This window comes from Phycicoccus sp. M110.8, from assembly GCF_032464895.1.
In the GTDB taxonomy this organism is placed as follows: domain Bacteria; phylum Actinomycetota; class Actinomycetes; order Actinomycetales; family Dermatophilaceae; genus Pedococcus.
In genome coordinates this window covers 161,551-178,262 of sequence record NZ_JAWDIC010000004.1, presented here as the reverse complement: position 1 = coordinate 178,262, position 16,712 = coordinate 161,551, and the positions used below count along the sequence as shown (strand labels likewise).

Here is a 16,712-nt window from a genome sequence, read left to right as displayed (position 1 = left end):
GAGGCACCATGGACACGTCACACGCCACGCCCGCCAGCACCATCGACAGGCTCTTCGCAGCGACCAACGCGCACGACCTGGAGGCCTTGGTCGCCTGCTTCGCCCCGGACTACGTCAACGAGACCCCCGCCCACCCCGACCGCGGCTTCCGGGGCCCGCAGCAGGTGCGCGCGAACTGGACCCAGCTGTTCGCGGGGCTCCCAGACATGACGTGCAGGGTGCGGGCCCAGGTCACCCAGGGGGACGACGTCTGGGCGGAGGTCGAGATGTCCGGCACCCGGGGCGACGGCAGCAGGCACCTGGCCCGCGGCGTGCTGGTCTTCACCGTCGCCGACGGTCTCGTGCGGCGGCTCCGCTTCTACGTCGAACCCGTCGACGAGAGCGGTTCGACGGCGGACGACGCAGTGGCCCGGGCTGTCTCGGGCGGCGCGCCGTGATCACCGTGGTCGGCGGCACCGGCCACCTGGGACGCGAGGTGGTGCGACGCCTGCTCGCGGAGGGGAACACGGTCCGCGTGTACGCCAAGGGGGCCGCCTCCGCCACGGACCTCGCGGACGCGGGCGCCCAGCTCGTGCCGGGCGACATCCGTGACGCGGCGGCCGTCGCGCGGGCCGTCGAGGGCGCGACGGTCGCCGTGTGCGCAGCCCAGGGGCTGGCGGGTACCGGCAAGCCCTCCCCCGCCTCCGTCGACCGCGACGGCAACCGCCACGTCGTGGATGCCGCAGCCGCTGCGGGGGCGGCCCTCGTGCTCGTGTCGGTCGTCGGCGCCGGTCCGGACCACCCCGTCGAGCTGCACCGCATGAAGGGCGCTGCGGAGGCGTACCTGAGGTCCAGCGGCGTGCCGTGGACGATCGTGCGTGGCACCGCGTTCGTCGAGACCTGGAGCGACATCCTGCGATCGAGCGCCAACCGGGCGGGGCGGGTCCAGGTCTTCGGCAGGGGCCGGAACCCGGTGAACTTCGTGTCGGTGACGGACATGGCCACTGCCGTGGTCCGCGCCGCGGTGGACCCGGGCCTCCGGGGACAGGTCATCGAGGTCGGCGGCCCCGACCAGCTGACCCTCGTCGAGCTCGCCCAGCTGGTCGCACCCGGGACTGCACCACGCCACGTGCCCCGGACGGCGCTGCGGGTGATGCGCGTGCTCGCCCGACCGGTACGACCGCAGCTCGCCCGCCTCGCCGAGGCGGCCCTCGCCATGGACACGACTGACATGACCTTCGACGCGGCACCCGCCCACGCGGCATACCCGTGGCTGTCCTCGACTCACGTCGAGGCAGTGCTCGCCTGACCTCCGGCGGGCACCTCACGGCACACCAGAGCCCGGGCGCGGCCGTCGGTGTCGGCTCGTCCCTCCGGCCGGACCTGGCCGATCCCGGCACGCGACGCGGCGGGACCTGCCACAGTCCACTGCGTGCCCAGCCCCCACCGAGCCGTCCTCGCCGCGGTCATCGCCGTCGTGGTCACCGGCTCCACCGCGGCGTGCCTCCGGACGTCCCCCGGGACGGGCTCCGGTACGTCCTCGGCCGGCGCCGGCGCGACGACCACGACGCCCCTGCCAGCCACCGGCCCGGGCGGTGCCACCGGCACGCCGGTGACGCCGGGACCCGGCCGGTGGGCGGACTTCAGCGTCCCGGCCACGGCCTGGACGACGTGGAAGCCGGTCCTGCGGAACGTCCGGCCGGCCGGCGAGGACGACGTGGAGACCGTCCGGCGCCGCAGCCGCGCCGTGCTCGCGCGCGAGTTCACCGCCACGGTCGCGGGCCCCTTCGGGGAGTACACCCTGACCCGTGGACGCGCCCGGTCCCACGTCCGCCTCGGTCCGCAGGACCGCCCCGTCCTGGACGTGTATGCCGACCACGCGGCGCTGGCGGACCCCGACCCGCAACGGCTCCTCGCCGTGCCGGTCACCGTCTGCCCCCACGCGGAGAGGTCCTGCTTCACGATCACGGGCAAGGAGTCCCCCGGCGACAGGCCGCACCTGTTCGACACGGTGACCGACTCCTTCGTCTACGTGGCGTCGGCCGCCATGACGGCCCAGGCGCGCGGGCCGGCATTCCTCGACGCGGTCCGCGGCCAGGGACCGGCCCTGGGGACGGCGACCGTGGAGTCGCCGCTCGGCGCCCTGGACTGCGTCGTCGTGGTCGAGCAGCCCGCGGACCTCGCGACGCTCGAGGGGACCACGGTCGAGGCGGCCGACCGCAGGGCCGACCACGCAGAGCTGTGCATCGACACCCGCGGCCTGGTGGTGCTCGCCCCGGGCGAGCTGCTGTCGCCGGCCACGCCGTGGACCTCGCTGCGCACCAGCAGCTCCGGCGACCCCGACCCCTACCCCTACCCGGTCCGCCCGTACCCCTCCTGATCATCGCGGGCGCCCACACAGGACCGGGGCGAACTGTGGTTGGCCACCACATGCTCGGCCCCTCCCGCCAGACCTAGTCTCGCGGTCATGCCGACGACGCCAGCCCTGCTCGACCTGTCCGGACGCACGGCCCTGGTGACCGGCGCCGCGAGCGGGATCGGGGCCGCCTGCGTGGACCGGCTGGCGGCTGCCGGGGCGAAGGTCTACGCGGTCGACCGCGACGAGGCGGGCCTGGCCCGGTTCGAGGACAGCGGGGTCGTGGCCCTCGCGACCGACCTCAGCGACCTCGACGCCGTGGACGCTCTGCCCGGCGACGTCGACGTGCTCGTCAACAACGCGGGCATCCAGCACGTCGCGCCGATCCACGAGTTCCCCACCGAGACGTGGGACCTCATCCTGCGGCTCATGCTCACCTCCCCCTTCCGCCTCGTGCGCCGGGTGCTGCCGCACATGTACGAGCAGCAGTGGGGCCGCGTCGTCAACGTCTCCAGCGTCCACGGCCTGCGCGCCAGCGAGTTCAAGGCGGCGTACGTCTCGGCGAAGCACGGGCTGGAGGGCCTGTCGAAGGTGACCGCGCTCGAGGGTGGTGGACGCGGGGTCACGAGCAACTGCGTCAACCCGGCCTACGTGCGCACACCGTTGGTGGAGAAGCAGATCGCCGACCAGGCGCGCACCCACGGCATCGGCGAGGACGAGGTCGTGGGCAAGGTCATGCTCGACCCGGTGGCGGTCAAGCGCCTGGTCGAGCCGCCGGAGGTCGCCGAGCTCGTGGCGTTCCTCTGCTCCCCCGCTGCCGACTCGGTGTCCGGGGCGTCGTTCGCGATGGACGGCGGGTGGACGGCCCACTGACGGCTCCGGCTCCCCTAGGATCCCGGGCGATGGCCGAGCACCGCGACGACCCCGCGATGACGCTGCTGCGCCTGCTGGCCGAGGGGGCACCCGCGTCCGAGCTCGGTGCTGTCCGCGACGACTCCGGCGAGGCCCGCGAGCTCGCGCTGCGGGTGCGCGCCGCCTTCGACTCCCGGCGACGCCGCGAGGCCGAGCTGACCGCCCTGGTCGAGACCGCGCGCGACCTGGCGTCACTGCGCGACCCGGCAGGCCTGCTGGAGGCGATCGTGCGCCGGGCCCGGGCCCTGCTGGGTACCGACGTCAGCTACCTGACGCTGTACGACGCGCAGGCCGGCGACACCTTCATGCGGGCCACGGACGGGTCGGTCAGCGTCGAGTTCCAGAACGTCCGGCTCTCCCTCGGCGACGGCCTCGGCGGCCTGGTGGCCTCGACGCACAAGCCGTACTGGAGCGCCGACTACCTGCACGACCACCGCTTCCAGCACACGGGGACCATCGACAGCGCCGTCGGCGACGAGGGACTGGTCTCGATCTGCGGCACGCCCCTCGTGGTCGAGGACGAGTTCGTCGGAGTGCTCTTCGCCGCGAACCGGTCGCCGCGGCCGTTCTCCCCCGACCAGGTGGCCCTGCTCGGGTCGCTGGCGGCCCTGGCGGCCGTCTCGATCGTGCAGACCCGCAGCGCCGAGGAGGTGCGGCGCCACACCTCGGGCGTGGAGCGCGCGGCGGCGGCGCACGACCGCTTCGCCGAGCTCGTGCTGGCCGGCGGCGGCGTCGACGACATCACCAAGGCGCTGGGCGACCTGCTCGGCGGCTGGGTGGTGTTCGTCGACTCCGAGGGCGAGGAGCTGAGCAGCCACGGGCCCGTCCCGGCCGCGACCGACAAGGGCGGCCCGGCGCTGTCGGAGTCGCCCGCCGTCCGCGAGACCTCGGGCACCGGACGCCTCGCGCACGACGCCGCGCGCGACCAGTGGGCGATCGCCGTCAAGGCGCCGCAGACACCGCTCGGCGCCCTCGTCCTCGGAGGAGCCGGCGTGCTCGACGACGCCGACCGCCGGACGATGGAGCGCGCGGCCGTCGTGTGCGCGCTGGTGCTCCTCTTCGAGCGGACGGCTGCGGAGGCCGAGCAGCGGGTCCGTACCGACCTCGTCAGCGACCTGGTGAGCGGCCGGGGTGACCCGCAGACGCTTGCCGCGCGGGCGCGTTCGCAGGGCGTCGACCCCACGACCCCCCTCACGGTCCTCGTGGCCCACGCCGACGACCAGACGCCCCGTCGCACGCTGCTGCTGGCCTCCCACGCCGCAGCGGGGCCCGGCTCGGTGGTCGGTGAGCACGACGGCAACGTCGTGGCGCTGCTGCCGACCGACGACCCGCACGCCGCGGCGGTGCAGCTCGCGAAGCGGCTGGCACGACTGGGCGCCGTCACCGTCGGTGCCGCCGGTCCGGTGGCGGTCGGCGGCGACCTCCCGGGAGCCTGGCGGGAGGCGGTGCGCACCCTCGACGCCCTCGTGGCCCTCGGCCTGCAGGGCCACGGCGCCTCGTCGGCCCACCTGGGCTTCGCCGGTCTGGTCGTGGGTTCCACGCCCGACATCGACGGGTACGTCCGCACCCAGCTCGGACCGCTGCTGGACTACGACGCCCGGCGCGGGTCGGAACTCGTCAAGACGCTCCAGGCCTACTTCGACGCCGGGGGCAGCCCGCGGCACGCGGCGACGGCGCTGCACGTGCACGTCAACACCGTCAGCCAGCGCCTCGAACGCATCACGGCGCTGCTCGGTGGGGACTGGCAGCGCCCCGACGCCGCCCTGGAGCTGCAGCTCGCGCTGCGCCTGCGGCTGCTCAGCGAAGGCGCTCGGCGAGCGACGTAGCCACGGCGTCGGCCGTGAGGCCTAGCTCCTCGAGGAGCTCACCGCGCGAGGCGTGGTGGAGGAACTGCTTCGGTATGCCGTGCAGGTGCACCGGCACGTCGAGGCCGGCCTGGCGCAGGGCCAGGGTCACGGCCGCGCCGACGCCGCCGCTGACCAGGTTGTCCTCGACGACGGCCACGGCACCTGCGGAACGGGCGAGCTCGACGAGGTCGTCAGAGACCGGCAGCACCCAGCGCGGGTCGACCGCGGTGACGGTGTGCCCCTGGGCCTCGAGCTTGGCGGCGACGTCGACCGCGAGCGAGGCGAAGACCCCCACGCCGACGACGAGCAGCTCGCAGGAGTCCCCCGTGGTCTCGTGCAGCACGTCGACGCTGCCCTGCTGCCGCACGGCCGGCACGGCCGGGCCGACGTCGCCCTTGGGGAAGCGCAGCACGGTGGGGGCGTCGGAGACCTCGAGCGCCTCGCGCAGCTGCAGGCGCACCTGCTGGCCGTCGCGCGGGGCCGCCAGCCGCAGCCCGGGCACGATCGAGGCCAGGGTCATGTCCCACATCCCGTTGTGCGAGGCACCGTCCGACCCGGTGACCCCGGCCCGGTCGAGGACGAAGGTGACGCCGGCGTGGTGCAGGGCCGCGTCCATGAGCAGCTGGTCGAAGGCCCGGTTGAGGAAGGTGGCGTACACGGCGACGACCGGGTGCATCCCGGCATACGCCAGGCCGCTGGCCATCGTCACGGCGTGCTGCTCGGCGATGCCCACGTCGAACACGCGGTCGGGGTACGCGGCGGCGAAGCCGTCGAGGCCGACCGGGATGAGCATGGCGGCCGTGAGCGCCACGACGTCCTTGCGCTCCCGACCGACCGCGACCATCTCGTCGTTGAACTCGTCGGTCCAGATGCGGCCGCTGACCTCGAACGGCAGGCCGGTCTCGGGGTTGAACTTGCCGACGCCGTGGAACTGGTCAGCCTCGTCGTTGCGGGCGGGCGCGTAGCCGCGGCCCTTCTGGGTGATGACGTGCACGAGCACCGGGCCACCGAACGACCGCGCCCGGCGCAGGGCCTGCTCGACCGCCTGCTCGTCGTGGCCGTCGACCGGGCCGAGGTACTTCAGGCCGAGGTCCTCGAACATCCCCTGCGGGGCGACGATGTCCTTGATGCCCTTCTTCATGCCGTGCAACGTCTCGTACATCGCACCGCCGACGACGGGTGTGCGGTGCAGGGTGCTCTTGCCCCAGTCGAGGAAGCGCTCGTACCCCCGGGTGGTACGCAGCGTCGCGAGGTGCTCGGCGAGGCCGCCGATGGTCGGGGCGTAGGAGCGCTCGTTGTCGTTGACGACGATCGTCAGCGGCAGGTCCTTGTCGGCGGCGATGTTGTTGATCGCCTCCCACGCCATGCCGCCGGTGAGCGCTCCGTCGCCGATGACGGCCACGGTGTGCCGGCCGCGCTCACCGCGCAGGCGACGGGCCTTGGCGATGCCGTCGGCCCACGACAGCGCGGTGCTGGCGTGGCTGTTCTCGACGACGTCGTGCTCGGACTCGGCGCGGCTCGGGTAGCCGGACAGGCCACCGCTCTTCTTGAGCCGGCTGAAGTCGTGCCGGCCGGTGAGCAGCTTGTGCACGTACGACTGGTGCCCGGTGTCGAAGACGATCGTGTCCGTGGGGCTGTCGAAGACGCGGTGCAGGGCGATGGTGAGCTCGACGACACCCAGGTTGGGGCCGAGGTGGCCACCGGTCTTGGAGACCTCGGTGACCAGGAAGGTGCGGATCTCCTCGGCCAGGGCCGGGAGCTGGGCAGGCGTCAGGGCCTTGAGGTCTGCCGGGCTCGCGATCGTCTCGAGCAGTCCCACAGGGTGCGTCCTTTCGCCGTGCTGCGTCCTTCGCGGACCCGTGCTGCGTCCTGGGGGGAACGCCCGAGTCTAAGCCGTGACCACCACGGAGACCGAGTCGGGCAGCCCCTCGACGTGCACCTCCCCGTCCCGGTCCACGGTCACCGAGAACGTCACGTCCGCCCAGCGCAGCCCCTTCACGCGCAGGCTCCCGAAGGGCGGGGTCGCGGGCGGCCGCACCACGAGCTCGCCCCCGGGCACGTCGGCGCGCAGCCCCAGGGCGGTCGTGACGAGCGCGCCCACCGAGGCGGCCGACCACGCCTGCGGGCGGCAGGACGCCGGGTAGGGCGCCGGGCTCTCGATGAGCGGCGACCCGGAGTAGAGCTCGGGCCACCGGCGGTCGAACGCCGTCCCCGACGCGACGAGCGACCGGGCCAGCATGCCGGCGAGGTCGCCGAATCCCTCGCGGGACAGCCCTACCGCGGCGATGGCGGTGTCGTGGGTCCAGATGGAGCCCGTGTGGTAGCCGATCGGGTTGAAGCCCCCCGTGTCTGTGGACATCGTGCGGACACCGAAAGGGTCGAGCAGGGCCGGCGAGGTGAGCCGCTCGCTGACGAGCACGGCCTCCTCCGGGGTGAGGGCGCCCGTGCCGAGGACGTGCCCCATGTTCGAGCCCACGCCGTCGACCGGCGCTCCGTGGCCGTCGAGGGCCATCGCGAGGTACCGGCCCTCGGCGTCCTCGACCCAGAAGCCGTCGCGGACCCGCGTCGCCACCTGCTGTGCCTCCGCCGACCACCGGTCCGCCCCGTCGACGCCCAGCGCCCCGAGCAGGTCCGCTGCCCCGGCGAGCGCCTCGACGGCATACGCCTGCGCCTCCACGAGCGCGATCGGGGCGTCGGCCACGCTGCCGTCGCGCATCCGCATCGAGTCGCCGGAGTCCTTCCACCCCTGGTTGGCCAGCCCGTGGCCGGTGGTGTCGATGTACTTGAGCAGGCCGTCGGTGTCCGGTCGGCCGGGACCGGTCAGCCAGTCCAGCGCCGCCTGCAGGTTCGGGAGGAGGGAGCGCACCTCGTCCTCGGGCAGGCCCCAGCGCCAGGCGTCGACCAGCAGGCACACCCACAGTGCCGTGGCGTCCACCGTGCCGTAGTAGAGCGGCGGCAGCTGGAGCGCGTGGCCCGCGGCGCCGTATGCCGTGCGACGCACCTCGTGCGCGATCTTGCCGGGCTGCTCGGCCGAGTCCGCGTCGTTCTTCGTGCCCTGGCGCCGCGCCAGCGAGCGCAGCGTGCCGGCGGCGAGCTCGGTGCCGAAGGGCAGCGTCAGGCGCGCCGCCCAGATCGAGTCGCGGCCGAACAGCGTGAGGTACCAGGGGGTTCCGGCCGCGGCGAACACGTCGTCGGGGTCCAGCGGGTCGCGCAGGAGCAGGTGGCGCAGGTCTGCCATCGACTCCGCCACCAGCGGGCCCAGGCGGGGGTCGTCGGCCTCGACGACGACCTCGTCCCAGGCGACCACGTCGAGCCCGGCGTCGGCGTCGAGCGCGCTGGTCGACCGGCGCGTCGTCGCGACCGTCACCGCCAGGTCCAGCGAGCCCCCCGGCGACAGCTCGAACGGCTGCTCGAGCACGAGCGCTCCCCCGTCGACACGGACCGTGGCCTGCGACCGGACGGTGATGCCGTGGCGCGGCGTCTCGACCCGCGCTCCCTCGCCGTCGACGGACCACTCGAGCGGGGGCTGGTCGACCTGCCCAGCCTTGACCGTGGCCATGTCGGCGCCGTCGGCCGTGACCTCGACCCGCACGGTCGAGCGCACCGTCGTCGCCGCCCGGGAGACGACGCGGACGGTCTCGACCATCCCGGCGTCCACGAGCTCCCTGCTGCGCCGCACCTCGACCGTCGGGTCGGCACCGGGGTCCCCGAGGTCCCTGGCCGAGGAGAGGAACTGGGCGCGCCCGGCGCGCGCCTCGCCACCGACCGGACTCGGCTCCTCGCCGCCCACCGCCACCAGCAGCCCGCTCAGGACCCGCTCGTCGTCCACGTAGAGACCGTGCGCCGTGCCGGGGCGGAGCTGGCCGTCCTCCCCGGACAGGGCTGTGACGTTGCCCCGAACCGTGATCGCCAGGTCGTGCAACCACGGCTGGCGGTGTCGAGTGGGCATGCGGGCGGCTCCTTCGGGTCGGGGTCTGCGTCGTGCAGGGGTGTGGGTCGGGAACGCGGTGGGCCCACCCTCTCAGGTGCCGGACCGTTCGCCGAGCCGGGCCGCCGGCAGATCTTGACGACGCACGCGTGGTGGGTCATCCTTCCGATGGCACCCGATTTGAACGTTCCAATCCGCGTTCCGGGGCAACCGTCCCACCACCGACGATCACTTCGCAAGGGAGCGACGTGGCAACGAGAGCGACCCGGCCCGGCGACCGCGTGACGATCGTCGACGTCGCCGCCGCCGCCGGCGTGTCCCGGCAGACGGTGAGCAACGCGCTCAACAAGCCGCACCTGCTGGCCGCCGAGACGCTCGCCAAGGTGCACGCGGCGATCGACGAGCTCGGCTTCGCCCCCAACGTCGCCGCGCAGCAGCTGCGCCGTCGCCGCGCCAGCGCCTACGGCTTCGAGGTCAACCCCTCGGGCGCCGGGCGGATGGGGCACATCCTGGACGGGTTCCTCGTCGAGATGACCGTCGCGGCCCCGGGCCACGCCGCCCACCTGGTGACCTTCGCCCCCGACCTGGACGCCCTCATCGAGGGCTACGACCGGCTGCTCGGCACCGGGCTCGTCGACGGCTTCGTCCTCGGCGACACCCGGCGCGGGGACCCCCGACCGGACTGGCTGCTCGGCCAGGACGTGCCCTTCGTGACGTTCGGCCGGATCTGGGACCGCCCCGACCTCGGCGGCTGGGTCGACGTCGACGGCCGCGCGGGCATGCGCATCGGCGTCGAGCACCTCCTGTCGCAGGGGTACGAGCACGTGGCGTGGCTGGGCTGGCCGGAGGGGTCCCCCGTCGGCGAGGACCGCCGCGCCGGCTGGCTCGACGCGCTCGTGGCGTCCGGACACGACGACGACGCGTCGCTCACGGCCGAGGCGGTGCAGGACGTCGCCGAGGCCACCGCGGCCGCCGAGCGCCTGCTGCACGGGATGGGCGGCCGCGGCGCGATCCTGTGCGCCTCCGACCTGCTGGCCCTCGGAGCGGTCCGCGCCATCGCGGCGCAGGACCTCCGGCTCGGCACGGACGTCGGCGTAGTCGGGTTCGACGACTCGGACGTGGCCGAGGCGCTCTCCCTCACCAGCCTGCGCCAGCCGCTGCGCGCGGCAGCCGAGGCGGCGTGGGGCATCCTCCAGCCGGCCGCGACCAACCCGGGGGCCACTGACGGAGCGGCGACTCCCCCGGCGGCCGGCAGGGCCGACCGGACCGCACTCCTGCCCCCCACCCTGACCATCCGTGCGAGCAGCACCCGAGACCCGTCCGGCACTCCCACCGGACGCCCCACCCGAAGGAGCAGTACATGAGGCGCACCCCCATCCTCGCCGTCGCGCTGGCGGCCACCTCCGCACTCGCGTTGAGTGCCTGCGGAGGCGGCGGCGGCTTCAGCAGCGGCTCGGCGACCCAGAACACCAAGAAGGGCCCGGTCAAGCTCACCGTCATGATCGGCAGCTCGGGCGACGCCGAGACCAAGGCCGTCAAGGACGCGACTGCCGCGTGGGCGTCGAAGACGGGCAACACCGTCGAGGTCATCGCAGCCTCCGACCTCGGGCAGCAGCTCGGGCAGGCGTTCGCCAGCTCGACCCCGCCCGACCTCTTCTACACCGACGCCTCGAAGATCGGCACCTACGCCAAGGCGGGCAACCTGTACGCGTACGGCGACCAGGTCAAGGACGCGGGTTTCGTCGACTCCCTCGTGAAGACCTTCACGTACGACGGCAAGTTCTACTGCGCGCCCAAGGACTCCTCCACCCTCGCGCTGGAGATCAACACCGACCTGTGGCAGAAGGCAGGGCTCACCGACGCGGACGTCCCGAAGGACTGGGCCGGCCTCGAGACGGTCGCCAAGAAGCTCACGAAGGGCAACGTCACCGGCCTCGTGATCGGCAACGACATCAACCGGTCCGGCGCCTTCATGAAGCAGGCCGGTGGCTGGGTCGTCTCCGACGGCAAGATGAGCGCCGACGCCCCCGGCAACCTCCAGGGCCTGCAGGAGGTGCAGAAGATGATGAAGGAGGGGTCGCTCAAGTTCAACACCCAGACCAAGCCGGCCGCAGGCTGGGGTGGCGAGGCGTTCGGCAAGGGCCTGGCCGCCATGACGATCGAGGGCAACTGGATCGCCGGTGGGATGAAGGACTACCCCAACATCAAGTACAAGACGGTCGAGCTGCCCGCCGGCCCTGCGGGCAAGGGCACGCTGCTGTTCAGCAACTGCTGGGGCATCGCCGCCAAGTCGCCCAACCAGGCGCAGGCCGTCGAGCTCGTCAAGTCGCTCATCACGCCCGAGCAGCAGATGAAGTTCGCGGACGCCTTCGGCGTCATGCCCTCGACCACCGAGGGCCTGCAGCAGTTCTCCGCGAAGTACCCGGACAGCAAGGCGTTCGTCGACGGCGCGGCATACGGGCAGGGCCCGGTCAACCTCCCGGGTCTGGACGACGTGATCGGCAAGTTCAACAGCCAGCTGGCCACCCTGACCGGTACGTCCGGCGACCCGAAGGCGTGGCTGTCCGACCTGCAGAAGAACGGCGCCGCCGCCCTCGGCGGCTGACCCGTCCCCGAATCGCGGGCGGCGTGCGAGCGACCCCCACGCCTCGCACGCCGCCCGCCACCAGAACGCACCCGACTCCGCCCTGCCGCGACGCGGCATCCCCCAGGAGGACCCATGACCCAGCTCGGCACTGCGAACCAGGCGGTGGGGACCGAGGCCATGACGCCGACGGCCCAGCCTCCGCGGGGGCGCCGCGGTGGTGGGGGGATCCGCAGCGGCGAGGGCATCGCCGGGTGGGTGTTCGTCAGCCCGATGATCGTCATCCTCGGGCTCTTCATGGTGATCCCGATCGTCATGGCGCTCTGGGTCAGCCTCACGAACTGGAACGGGTCGGTGAACCCGTTTAGCGGCGGCCCGGGCGCGGAGTTCGTCGGGGTGAGGAACTACAGCGACCTGTTCGCCCGCGACGGCCTGACGCGCTCCAACTTCATGCAGTCGATCGGCAACACCTTCTGGTACGTGCTGTTCGTCGTGCCGCTGCAGACGCTGCTGGCCCTGGGGCTCGCGCTCCTGGTCAACAACCGGATGCTCAAGGCCAAGGGCTTCTTCCGCACCGCCTTCTACTTCCCCTCCGTGACCAGCTCGATCGCGATCTCGACGGTCTTCCTCTTCCTCTTCTCCGCCACGGGCGCCGTCAACGCCCTGCTCGGCGCCATCGGCGCCGGCCAGCCCAACTGGTTCACCGACGACCGCGGGCTGGTCCACCTGCTGTTCAACGCGGTCGGTGTCGACAACCCCGGGTGGGCGCAGGGCGAGGTCCTCGGCCGCTCGCTGTGGGACTGGGTCTCAGGGCCGTCGGTCGCGCTCAGCGTCATCATCATCCTCGTCGTGTGGACGACGTCCGGGACGTTCATGCTCATGTTCATCGCGGCGCTGCAGGACCTCCCCGTCGAGATCGACGAGGCGGCCGCCCTGGACGGCACCAGCGGCTGGCAGAAGCTGCGCCACGTCACGATCCCGATGATCCGGCCCACGCTCTTCCTCGTCATCACGCTCGGCCTCATCGGCACCTGGCAGGTCTTCGACCAGATCTACGTCATGGGCAAGGGCAACCCCAACGGCACGACGCTAACGCCCGCCTACCTCAGCTACCAGCAGAGCTTCGGCAACTTCAAGTACGGCTCGGGCGCGGCCATGGCGTTCGTCGTGTTCGCGATCATCGTGGTGCTGACACGGATCCAGCGCTGGGTCCTGACCGACAAGGACGAGCGTCGACCACTGCTTCGCCGGTCGAAGGCGGTGGCCCGGTGAACCGCCGGGTCAGCCCGCTGAAGCAGGTGATGCTCTACGTCGCCCTCGCGCTCTTCTCCATCCTGTTCATCTACCCGTTCCTCATCCAGATCGCGACGTCGTTCAAGACGGACCCGGACGCCGCGGCCCACCCGCTGTCGCTCGTCCCCAACCCGTTCGACCTCCACGCGTGGAAGCAGATCTTCGGCCAGGGAGCCGGGAGCGTGCCCTTCATGCGGTGGCTGTCCAACTCCGTGGTCATCGCCACGGTCGTGACCGTGGGCCGGGTGTTCCTCGACAGCCTGGCCGGGTATGCGTTGTCGCGCCTCAGGTTCCGTGGGCGCGGCTTCGTCTTCGCAGCCTTGCTGGCCGTGATGAGCGTGCCCAGCGTCGCGCTGCTCATCCCGAAGTTCCTGATGGTCAACTACCTCGGGATCTACGACACCTATGCCGCGATGATCCTGCCCCTGATCGTCGACGGGGCGGGCGTCTTCATCATGAAGCAGTTCTTCGACTCGGTGCCGGTCTCGATCGAGGAGGCCGCCCGGATGGACGGTGCGAGCATCTTCCGCACCTTCTGGTCGGTCGTGCTGCCGATGGCCCGGCCGGCCCTCATCACGTTGACGATCCTGTCGTTCCAGGGCTCGTGGAACGAGTTCTCGCACTTCCTCGTTGTCACCCGCGGCACGCCGGAGCACATGACCCTGGTGACCGGTCTCGCCAGCCTCGTCAGCGGGCAGCTGGGCACCGGCACGCAGTACCCGCTCAAGCTCGGCGCAGCGCTGCTCACGACCATCCCGGTCGCCGTCATCTTCTTCGCCCTCCAGCGCCACTTCATCCGCGGCGCCAACGAGGGCGGCGTGAAGGGCTGACAGCGCCTGTCGGAGTCCACGTACCGCGGGACCTGCGCACGTACTGACGCGGGACGAAGCGTCGGCACAGTCCTTCGTCGACGCGCTGGTCCGGTCGATCCACACGACCTAGAGGTCGGTCACGTACCACCGCTCGGGCGGCCCGGGACCGTTGACGGCCGCCCTGGACGCCGCTTCCTTGCACGAGACCGGACGGTCAGCGGACCGACCCGACCACGACAGATCCGGACGTTCTGTCGTCCTCGTGCTGCCAAGGGCGCCGGAGACGTAGATGTAGATGTCGACCGACGGGTCGTCGGCGTCCACCGGCTTCGGCAGCTCGCCGGACTTCCTCTGGATCCCGTCAACGACCCGACCGAGCCCCTCCTTCGGGCGTCGCCACGAGTCGCCCCAGGTCAGATGTGTCACCAGCCCCATGTGGGCAGCATGCCGCATGACGATGCGCGCGCTTGCCGACCGTCGTCCCCCTCGTGGCCGATGGGCGACCGCCGGCCGATTCGGGACCTGCCTCGGTGCGCGTGCCGGGGCTTCCCGGTGGAAACCCGGTGGAGTCCCAGCGGCGTGAAGTGGTTGGGTCCTGTTGAGTGCCTCGCTGCCACGACCCAGCACAGTGCGAGGCGAAGGGCACGAATCTCAAGGCGCGGTCCACGCCGCGTCTCCTCAGGTGACGGGGGTGGTCGCGGTGGCTGGTTACGGAGCGCTTTCCGACGTGTACGAGTGGCTGATCGGCGACGACAAGCTGACCCCGGCCAAGGCGGCCGCCTCGTACTACGGCGACGTCGTGGGCTCTCTGCCGCCCCACTCGCGCGTCCTCGACTGCGCGTGTGGAACTGGCCAGCTCGCTGTCGGTCTCGCGAGCCTCGGCCTCGACGTGGTCGCCGCGGACGCCAGCGATGGGATGGTCCGCCGGACGGAGGAGCTCGCCGACGAGCAGGGCGTCCCGCTCCGAGCTCTCCGCGCGAGCTGGGACCAGCTGCCCGACCACCTGGAGGACTCCACGTTCGATCTGGTGTTCTGCGTCGGCAACTCGCTGGGGCACGCCGAGGGCGCAGCCGGGCGCCTGACAGCACTGGAAGCGATGTCGCAGCTGTTGGGTCCGAACGGACGCCTCGTTCTCACGTCACGGAACTGGGAACTCGTGCGCTCCGCCGGCTCACGGGTGGACGTCCGCGACCGACTCATCCGCCGCAACGACCGCGACGCGGTCGTCAGCTACTACTGGCAGATCGAGCAGCGCTGGGAGCAGGAGCACTTCCTGGAGATCGTGGTCGCCCAGATCGAGCCGGATGGGGCGGTGCGCGCCTGCTCGGAGCGGCTGTCCATCTGGCCCTACCGGTACGAGGACCTCGTGGCGCAGTTGGGCAGCGTCGGGCTCACGGTGCAGTCCACCACCTTCGACCCCCAGAGCGACGGATACGTCGTGGTTGCCGGTCGCGATCGGACTGCTGCGGCTGTCAGGGCGTGATCGTAGGTCGTGGTGCAGGAGCGATGGCGATTCTCCGATCAGCCTGACGACATGGTCGACGCGGCAACGCTTGCCGAGACGATTGAGCGCCGAGTGGCATCGGGCGTGATGACCACATGGCTGGAGAGTTCGCTCGGTCGCCGGATCGCCTTGGTGAGCAACGGTCTGCGAGCGATGGTGCTGCTCCTCCAGCATGACGACGGCGACCCCGGCGAACACGCGATCGACCCAGCGGCCGGCGTGGGGTCGAGCGGTGGGTTCGTCCTCGACAACGGTCAGGTCGACGAGTACGACGACCGAGAGACGGTGCCGATGGGCGAGGCGTTGAGGATCGTGGTCTCCCTTGTTTCTGACGGCGTCCCTCCCAGCGATGCGTCGTGGGAGGTGGACCGGTAACACGTCCCGACGTCCGCTCATCGCCCAGAGCCGGTCCATGCGGCGCGCACGGGTGCTCGAGGGAAGACGTCCGCTCAGAGTCGGGGCACGTAGCGCTTGCCCTGCAAGGCGTCGTAGACCAGTCCGGCGCTGCGCCGGGCGGCGAGCAGCCGCACCCCCTCGGCCTCGAGGTCGGCGAGCACCTGCGCCAGGCCCTCGTCGCTGAGGTGCTCGCCGAGCTCGACGCGGACCTCCCGGTAGGCCTGCCGCATCGCGACGAGCTGGGCATCGATGTGGCGGGTCGCGAGCCAGGCGAGGGCCACCGGCTGGCGCCGCCACGAGGCGTAGAGCCGGTAGTCCGCCGGGCAGAAGTCGAGCAGCCACGACACCGCCGGAACCTGCCACCCGTCGGCCTCCGGGGGTGGCACGAGAGGCGGCCAGCCCGGCGGCACGGCTGCCGTCCTGGGCTGCTTGTCGAACACATGTTCGAGTGTAGGACAGCTTCCCGGGAGCCGCGGAACGACCGAGAAATCAGGTCACGAACTGGCCGGAAGCGCTCCTACGCTGGATCCATGGACACCTCCTCGCCCCAGGCCCAGCACCCGACTCCTTCCGGTTCGCGTGAGCGCGACGACCTGGTGGAGACCCTCCAGCGTCACCGCGGCTTCCTGCTCTTCACGGTTCGGGGCATCACCGACGAGCAGGCCCGCACCCGGACCACGGTGAGCGAGCTGACCCTCGGCGGCCTCATCAAGCACGTGGCCGAGACCGAGGCCCACTGGGCGACGTTCATGACCGAGGGCGCGGGAACCGCCCCGGACATCGACTGGCCCTCGATCGACTGGCAGAACCCGCCGCCGGAGGTCGCCGCCTTCCAGGACTCCCACCGGCTCACCGAGGACGAGACGCTGGCGGAGCAGCTCGCCCGCTACGAGCAGGTCGCCGCGCGCACCGACGAGCTCGTCCGCACCCTCGACCTCGACACCGCGTACGAGCTGCCGAAGGCACCGTGGTTCGAGCCGGGCGCGACGTGGACGGTGCGGCGCGCCGCCCTGCACATCGTCGCCGAGACGTCGCAGCACGCCGGCCACGCAGACATCATCCGCGAGGCGCTCGACGGCCAGAAGACCATGGGCTGAGAGG

16 protein-coding genes are annotated in these 16,712 nt (G+C 72.1%); 12 read left to right on the top strand and 4 right to left on the bottom strand.

Annotation, left to right across the window (positions count from 1 at the left end; all coding sequences use genetic code 11):
• The first annotated feature begins 8 nt into the window (after window positions 1-8).
• From RKE38_RS16205 to RKE38_RS16185, 5 genes are all read left to right on the top strand, one after another.
• Window positions 9-437, top strand: a complete 429-nt coding sequence (locus RKE38_RS16205; RefSeq protein ID WP_316008504.1) for a nuclear transport factor 2 family protein — start codon at window positions 9-11, stop codon at window positions 435-437.
• Window positions 434-1,288: an SDR family oxidoreductase gene (locus RKE38_RS16200; RefSeq protein ID WP_316008503.1), complete on the top strand. Its 855-nt coding sequence runs from the start codon at window positions 434-436 to the stop codon at window positions 1,286-1,288. The genes RKE38_RS16205 and RKE38_RS16200 overlap by 4 nt, the downstream gene beginning before the upstream one ends.
• Window positions 1,289-1,411: 123 nt before the next feature.
• Window positions 1,412-2,359, top strand: coding sequence for a hypothetical protein (locus RKE38_RS16195; protein ID WP_316008502.1), 948 nt, complete (start codon window positions 1,412-1,414; stop codon window positions 2,357-2,359).
• An 87-nt stretch (window positions 2,360-2,446) separates the two neighbouring features.
• Entirely contained in the window at window positions 2,447-3,208 is a 762-nt protein-coding gene (locus RKE38_RS16190; RefSeq protein ID WP_316008501.1) for a 3-hydroxybutyrate dehydrogenase, read from the top strand.
• 29 nt (window positions 3,209-3,237) lie between these two features.
• The gene (locus RKE38_RS16185) at window positions 3,238-5,073 is read left to right on the top strand and encodes a helix-turn-helix domain-containing protein (RefSeq protein ID WP_316008500.1); all 1,836 of its coding nucleotides are present in this window, start codon (window positions 3,238-3,240) and stop codon (window positions 5,071-5,073) included.
• Here RKE38_RS16185 and dxs read toward each other — a convergent pair.
• The gene (dxs, locus tag RKE38_RS16180) at window positions 5,045-6,913 is read right to left on the bottom strand and encodes a 1-deoxy-D-xylulose-5-phosphate synthase (protein ID WP_316008499.1); all 1,869 of its coding nucleotides are present in this window, start codon (window positions 6,911-6,913) and stop codon (window positions 5,045-5,047) included. The genes RKE38_RS16185 and dxs overlap by 29 nt on opposite strands.
• 69 nt (window positions 6,914-6,982) lie before the next feature.
• The gene (locus RKE38_RS16175) at window positions 6,983-9,043 is read right to left on the bottom strand and encodes a glycogen debranching N-terminal domain-containing protein (RefSeq protein ID WP_316008498.1); all 2,061 of its coding nucleotides are present in this window, start codon (window positions 9,041-9,043) and stop codon (window positions 6,983-6,985) included.
• Window positions 9,044-9,270: 227 nt separating this feature from the next.
• On the opposite strand from RKE38_RS16175, the gene RKE38_RS16170 reads away from it, so the two are divergent.
• The 4 genes from RKE38_RS16170 to RKE38_RS16155 all read left to right on the top strand — a co-directional run bounded on the left by RKE38_RS16170 (window position 9,271) and on the right by RKE38_RS16155 (window position 13,729).
• Window positions 9,271-10,386 carry a LacI family DNA-binding transcriptional regulator gene (locus RKE38_RS16170; RefSeq protein ID WP_316008497.1) on the top strand — a complete coding sequence of 372 codons (1,116 nt, stop codon included), beginning with the start codon at window positions 9,271-9,273 and terminating at the stop codon, window positions 10,384-10,386.
• Complete coding sequence (locus RKE38_RS16165; RefSeq protein ID WP_316008496.1) at window positions 10,383-11,627, top strand: extracellular solute-binding protein; 1,245 nt, start codon at window positions 10,383-10,385, stop codon at window positions 11,625-11,627. The genes RKE38_RS16170 and RKE38_RS16165 overlap by 4 nt, the downstream gene beginning before the upstream one ends.
• 114 nt (window positions 11,628-11,741) lie before the next feature.
• Window positions 11,742-12,878, top strand: a complete 1,137-nt coding sequence (locus tag RKE38_RS16160; RefSeq protein ID WP_316008495.1) for a sugar ABC transporter permease — start codon at window positions 11,742-11,744, stop codon at window positions 12,876-12,878.
• Between the two features lie 29 nt (window positions 12,879-12,907).
• A complete protein-coding gene (locus RKE38_RS16155; RefSeq protein ID WP_316008909.1) occupies window positions 12,908-13,729 on the top strand; it encodes a carbohydrate ABC transporter permease in 822 nt (273 codons plus the stop codon).
• A gap of 108 nt (window positions 13,730-13,837) precedes the next feature.
• On the opposite strand, the gene RKE38_RS16150 is transcribed toward RKE38_RS16155, so the two are convergent.
• On the bottom strand, window positions 13,838-14,146 hold the full coding sequence (locus tag RKE38_RS16150; protein WP_316008494.1) for a hypothetical protein: 309 nt from the start codon (window positions 14,144-14,146) through the stop codon (window positions 13,838-13,840).
• A 265-nt stretch (window positions 14,147-14,411) separates the two neighbouring features.
• Between RKE38_RS16150 and RKE38_RS16145 the strand changes: the two genes are divergently transcribed.
• Together RKE38_RS16145 and RKE38_RS16140 are read left to right on the top strand one after the other, a co-directional pair.
• Window positions 14,412-15,194 carry a class I SAM-dependent methyltransferase gene (locus RKE38_RS16145; RefSeq protein WP_316008493.1) on the top strand — a complete coding sequence of 261 codons (783 nt, stop codon included), beginning with the start codon at window positions 14,412-14,414 and terminating at the stop codon, window positions 15,192-15,194.
• 51 nt (window positions 15,195-15,245) lie between these two features.
• A complete protein-coding gene (locus tag RKE38_RS16140) occupies window positions 15,246-15,590 on the top strand; it encodes a hypothetical protein (protein WP_316008492.1) in 345 nt (114 codons plus the stop codon).
• Between the two features lie 74 nt (window positions 15,591-15,664).
• On the opposite strand, the gene RKE38_RS16135 is transcribed toward RKE38_RS16140, so the two are convergent.
• A complete protein-coding gene (locus RKE38_RS16135) occupies window positions 15,665-16,051 on the bottom strand; it encodes a hypothetical protein (protein WP_316008491.1) in 387 nt (128 codons plus the stop codon).
• A gap of 90 nt (window positions 16,052-16,141) precedes the next feature.
• Here RKE38_RS16135 and RKE38_RS16130 point away from each other — a divergent pair, with 90 nt between their 5' ends.
• Window positions 16,142-16,708, top strand: a complete 567-nt coding sequence (locus tag RKE38_RS16130; RefSeq protein WP_316008490.1) for a DinB family protein — start codon at window positions 16,142-16,144, stop codon at window positions 16,706-16,708.
• The last annotated feature ends 4 nt before the right edge of the window (window positions 16,709-16,712 follow it).

Coding starts and splice junctions, on each gene's coding strand:
- RKE38_RS16175 (WP_316008498.1), bottom strand. CDS start 9,043: ATGCCCACTCGACACCGCCAGCCGTGGTTGCACGACCTGGCGATCACG.
- RKE38_RS16150 (WP_316008494.1), bottom strand. CDS start 14,146: ATGGGGCTGGTGACACATCTGACCTGGGGCGACTCGTGGCGACGCCCG.
- RKE38_RS16190 (WP_316008501.1), top strand. CDS start 2,447: ATGCCGACGACGCCAGCCCTGCTCGACCTGTCCGGACGCACGGCCCTG.
- RKE38_RS16160 (WP_316008495.1), top strand. CDS start 11,742: ATGACCCAGCTCGGCACTGCGAACCAGGCGGTGGGGACCGAGGCCATG.
- RKE38_RS16155 (WP_316008909.1), top strand. CDS start 12,908: ATGCTCTACGTCGCCCTCGCGCTCTTCTCCATCCTGTTCATCTACCCG.
- RKE38_RS16130 (WP_316008490.1), top strand. CDS start 16,142: ATGGACACCTCCTCGCCCCAGGCCCAGCACCCGACTCCTTCCGGTTCG.
- RKE38_RS16140 (WP_316008492.1), top strand. CDS start 15,246: ATGGTCGACGCGGCAACGCTTGCCGAGACGATTGAGCGCCGAGTGGCA.
- RKE38_RS16185 (WP_316008500.1), top strand. CDS start 3,238: ATGGCCGAGCACCGCGACGACCCCGCGATGACGCTGCTGCGCCTGCTG.
- RKE38_RS16205 (WP_316008504.1), top strand. CDS start 9: ATGGACACGTCACACGCCACGCCCGCCAGCACCATCGACAGGCTCTTC.
- RKE38_RS16165 (WP_316008496.1), top strand. CDS start 10,383: ATGAGGCGCACCCCCATCCTCGCCGTCGCGCTGGCGGCCACCTCCGCA.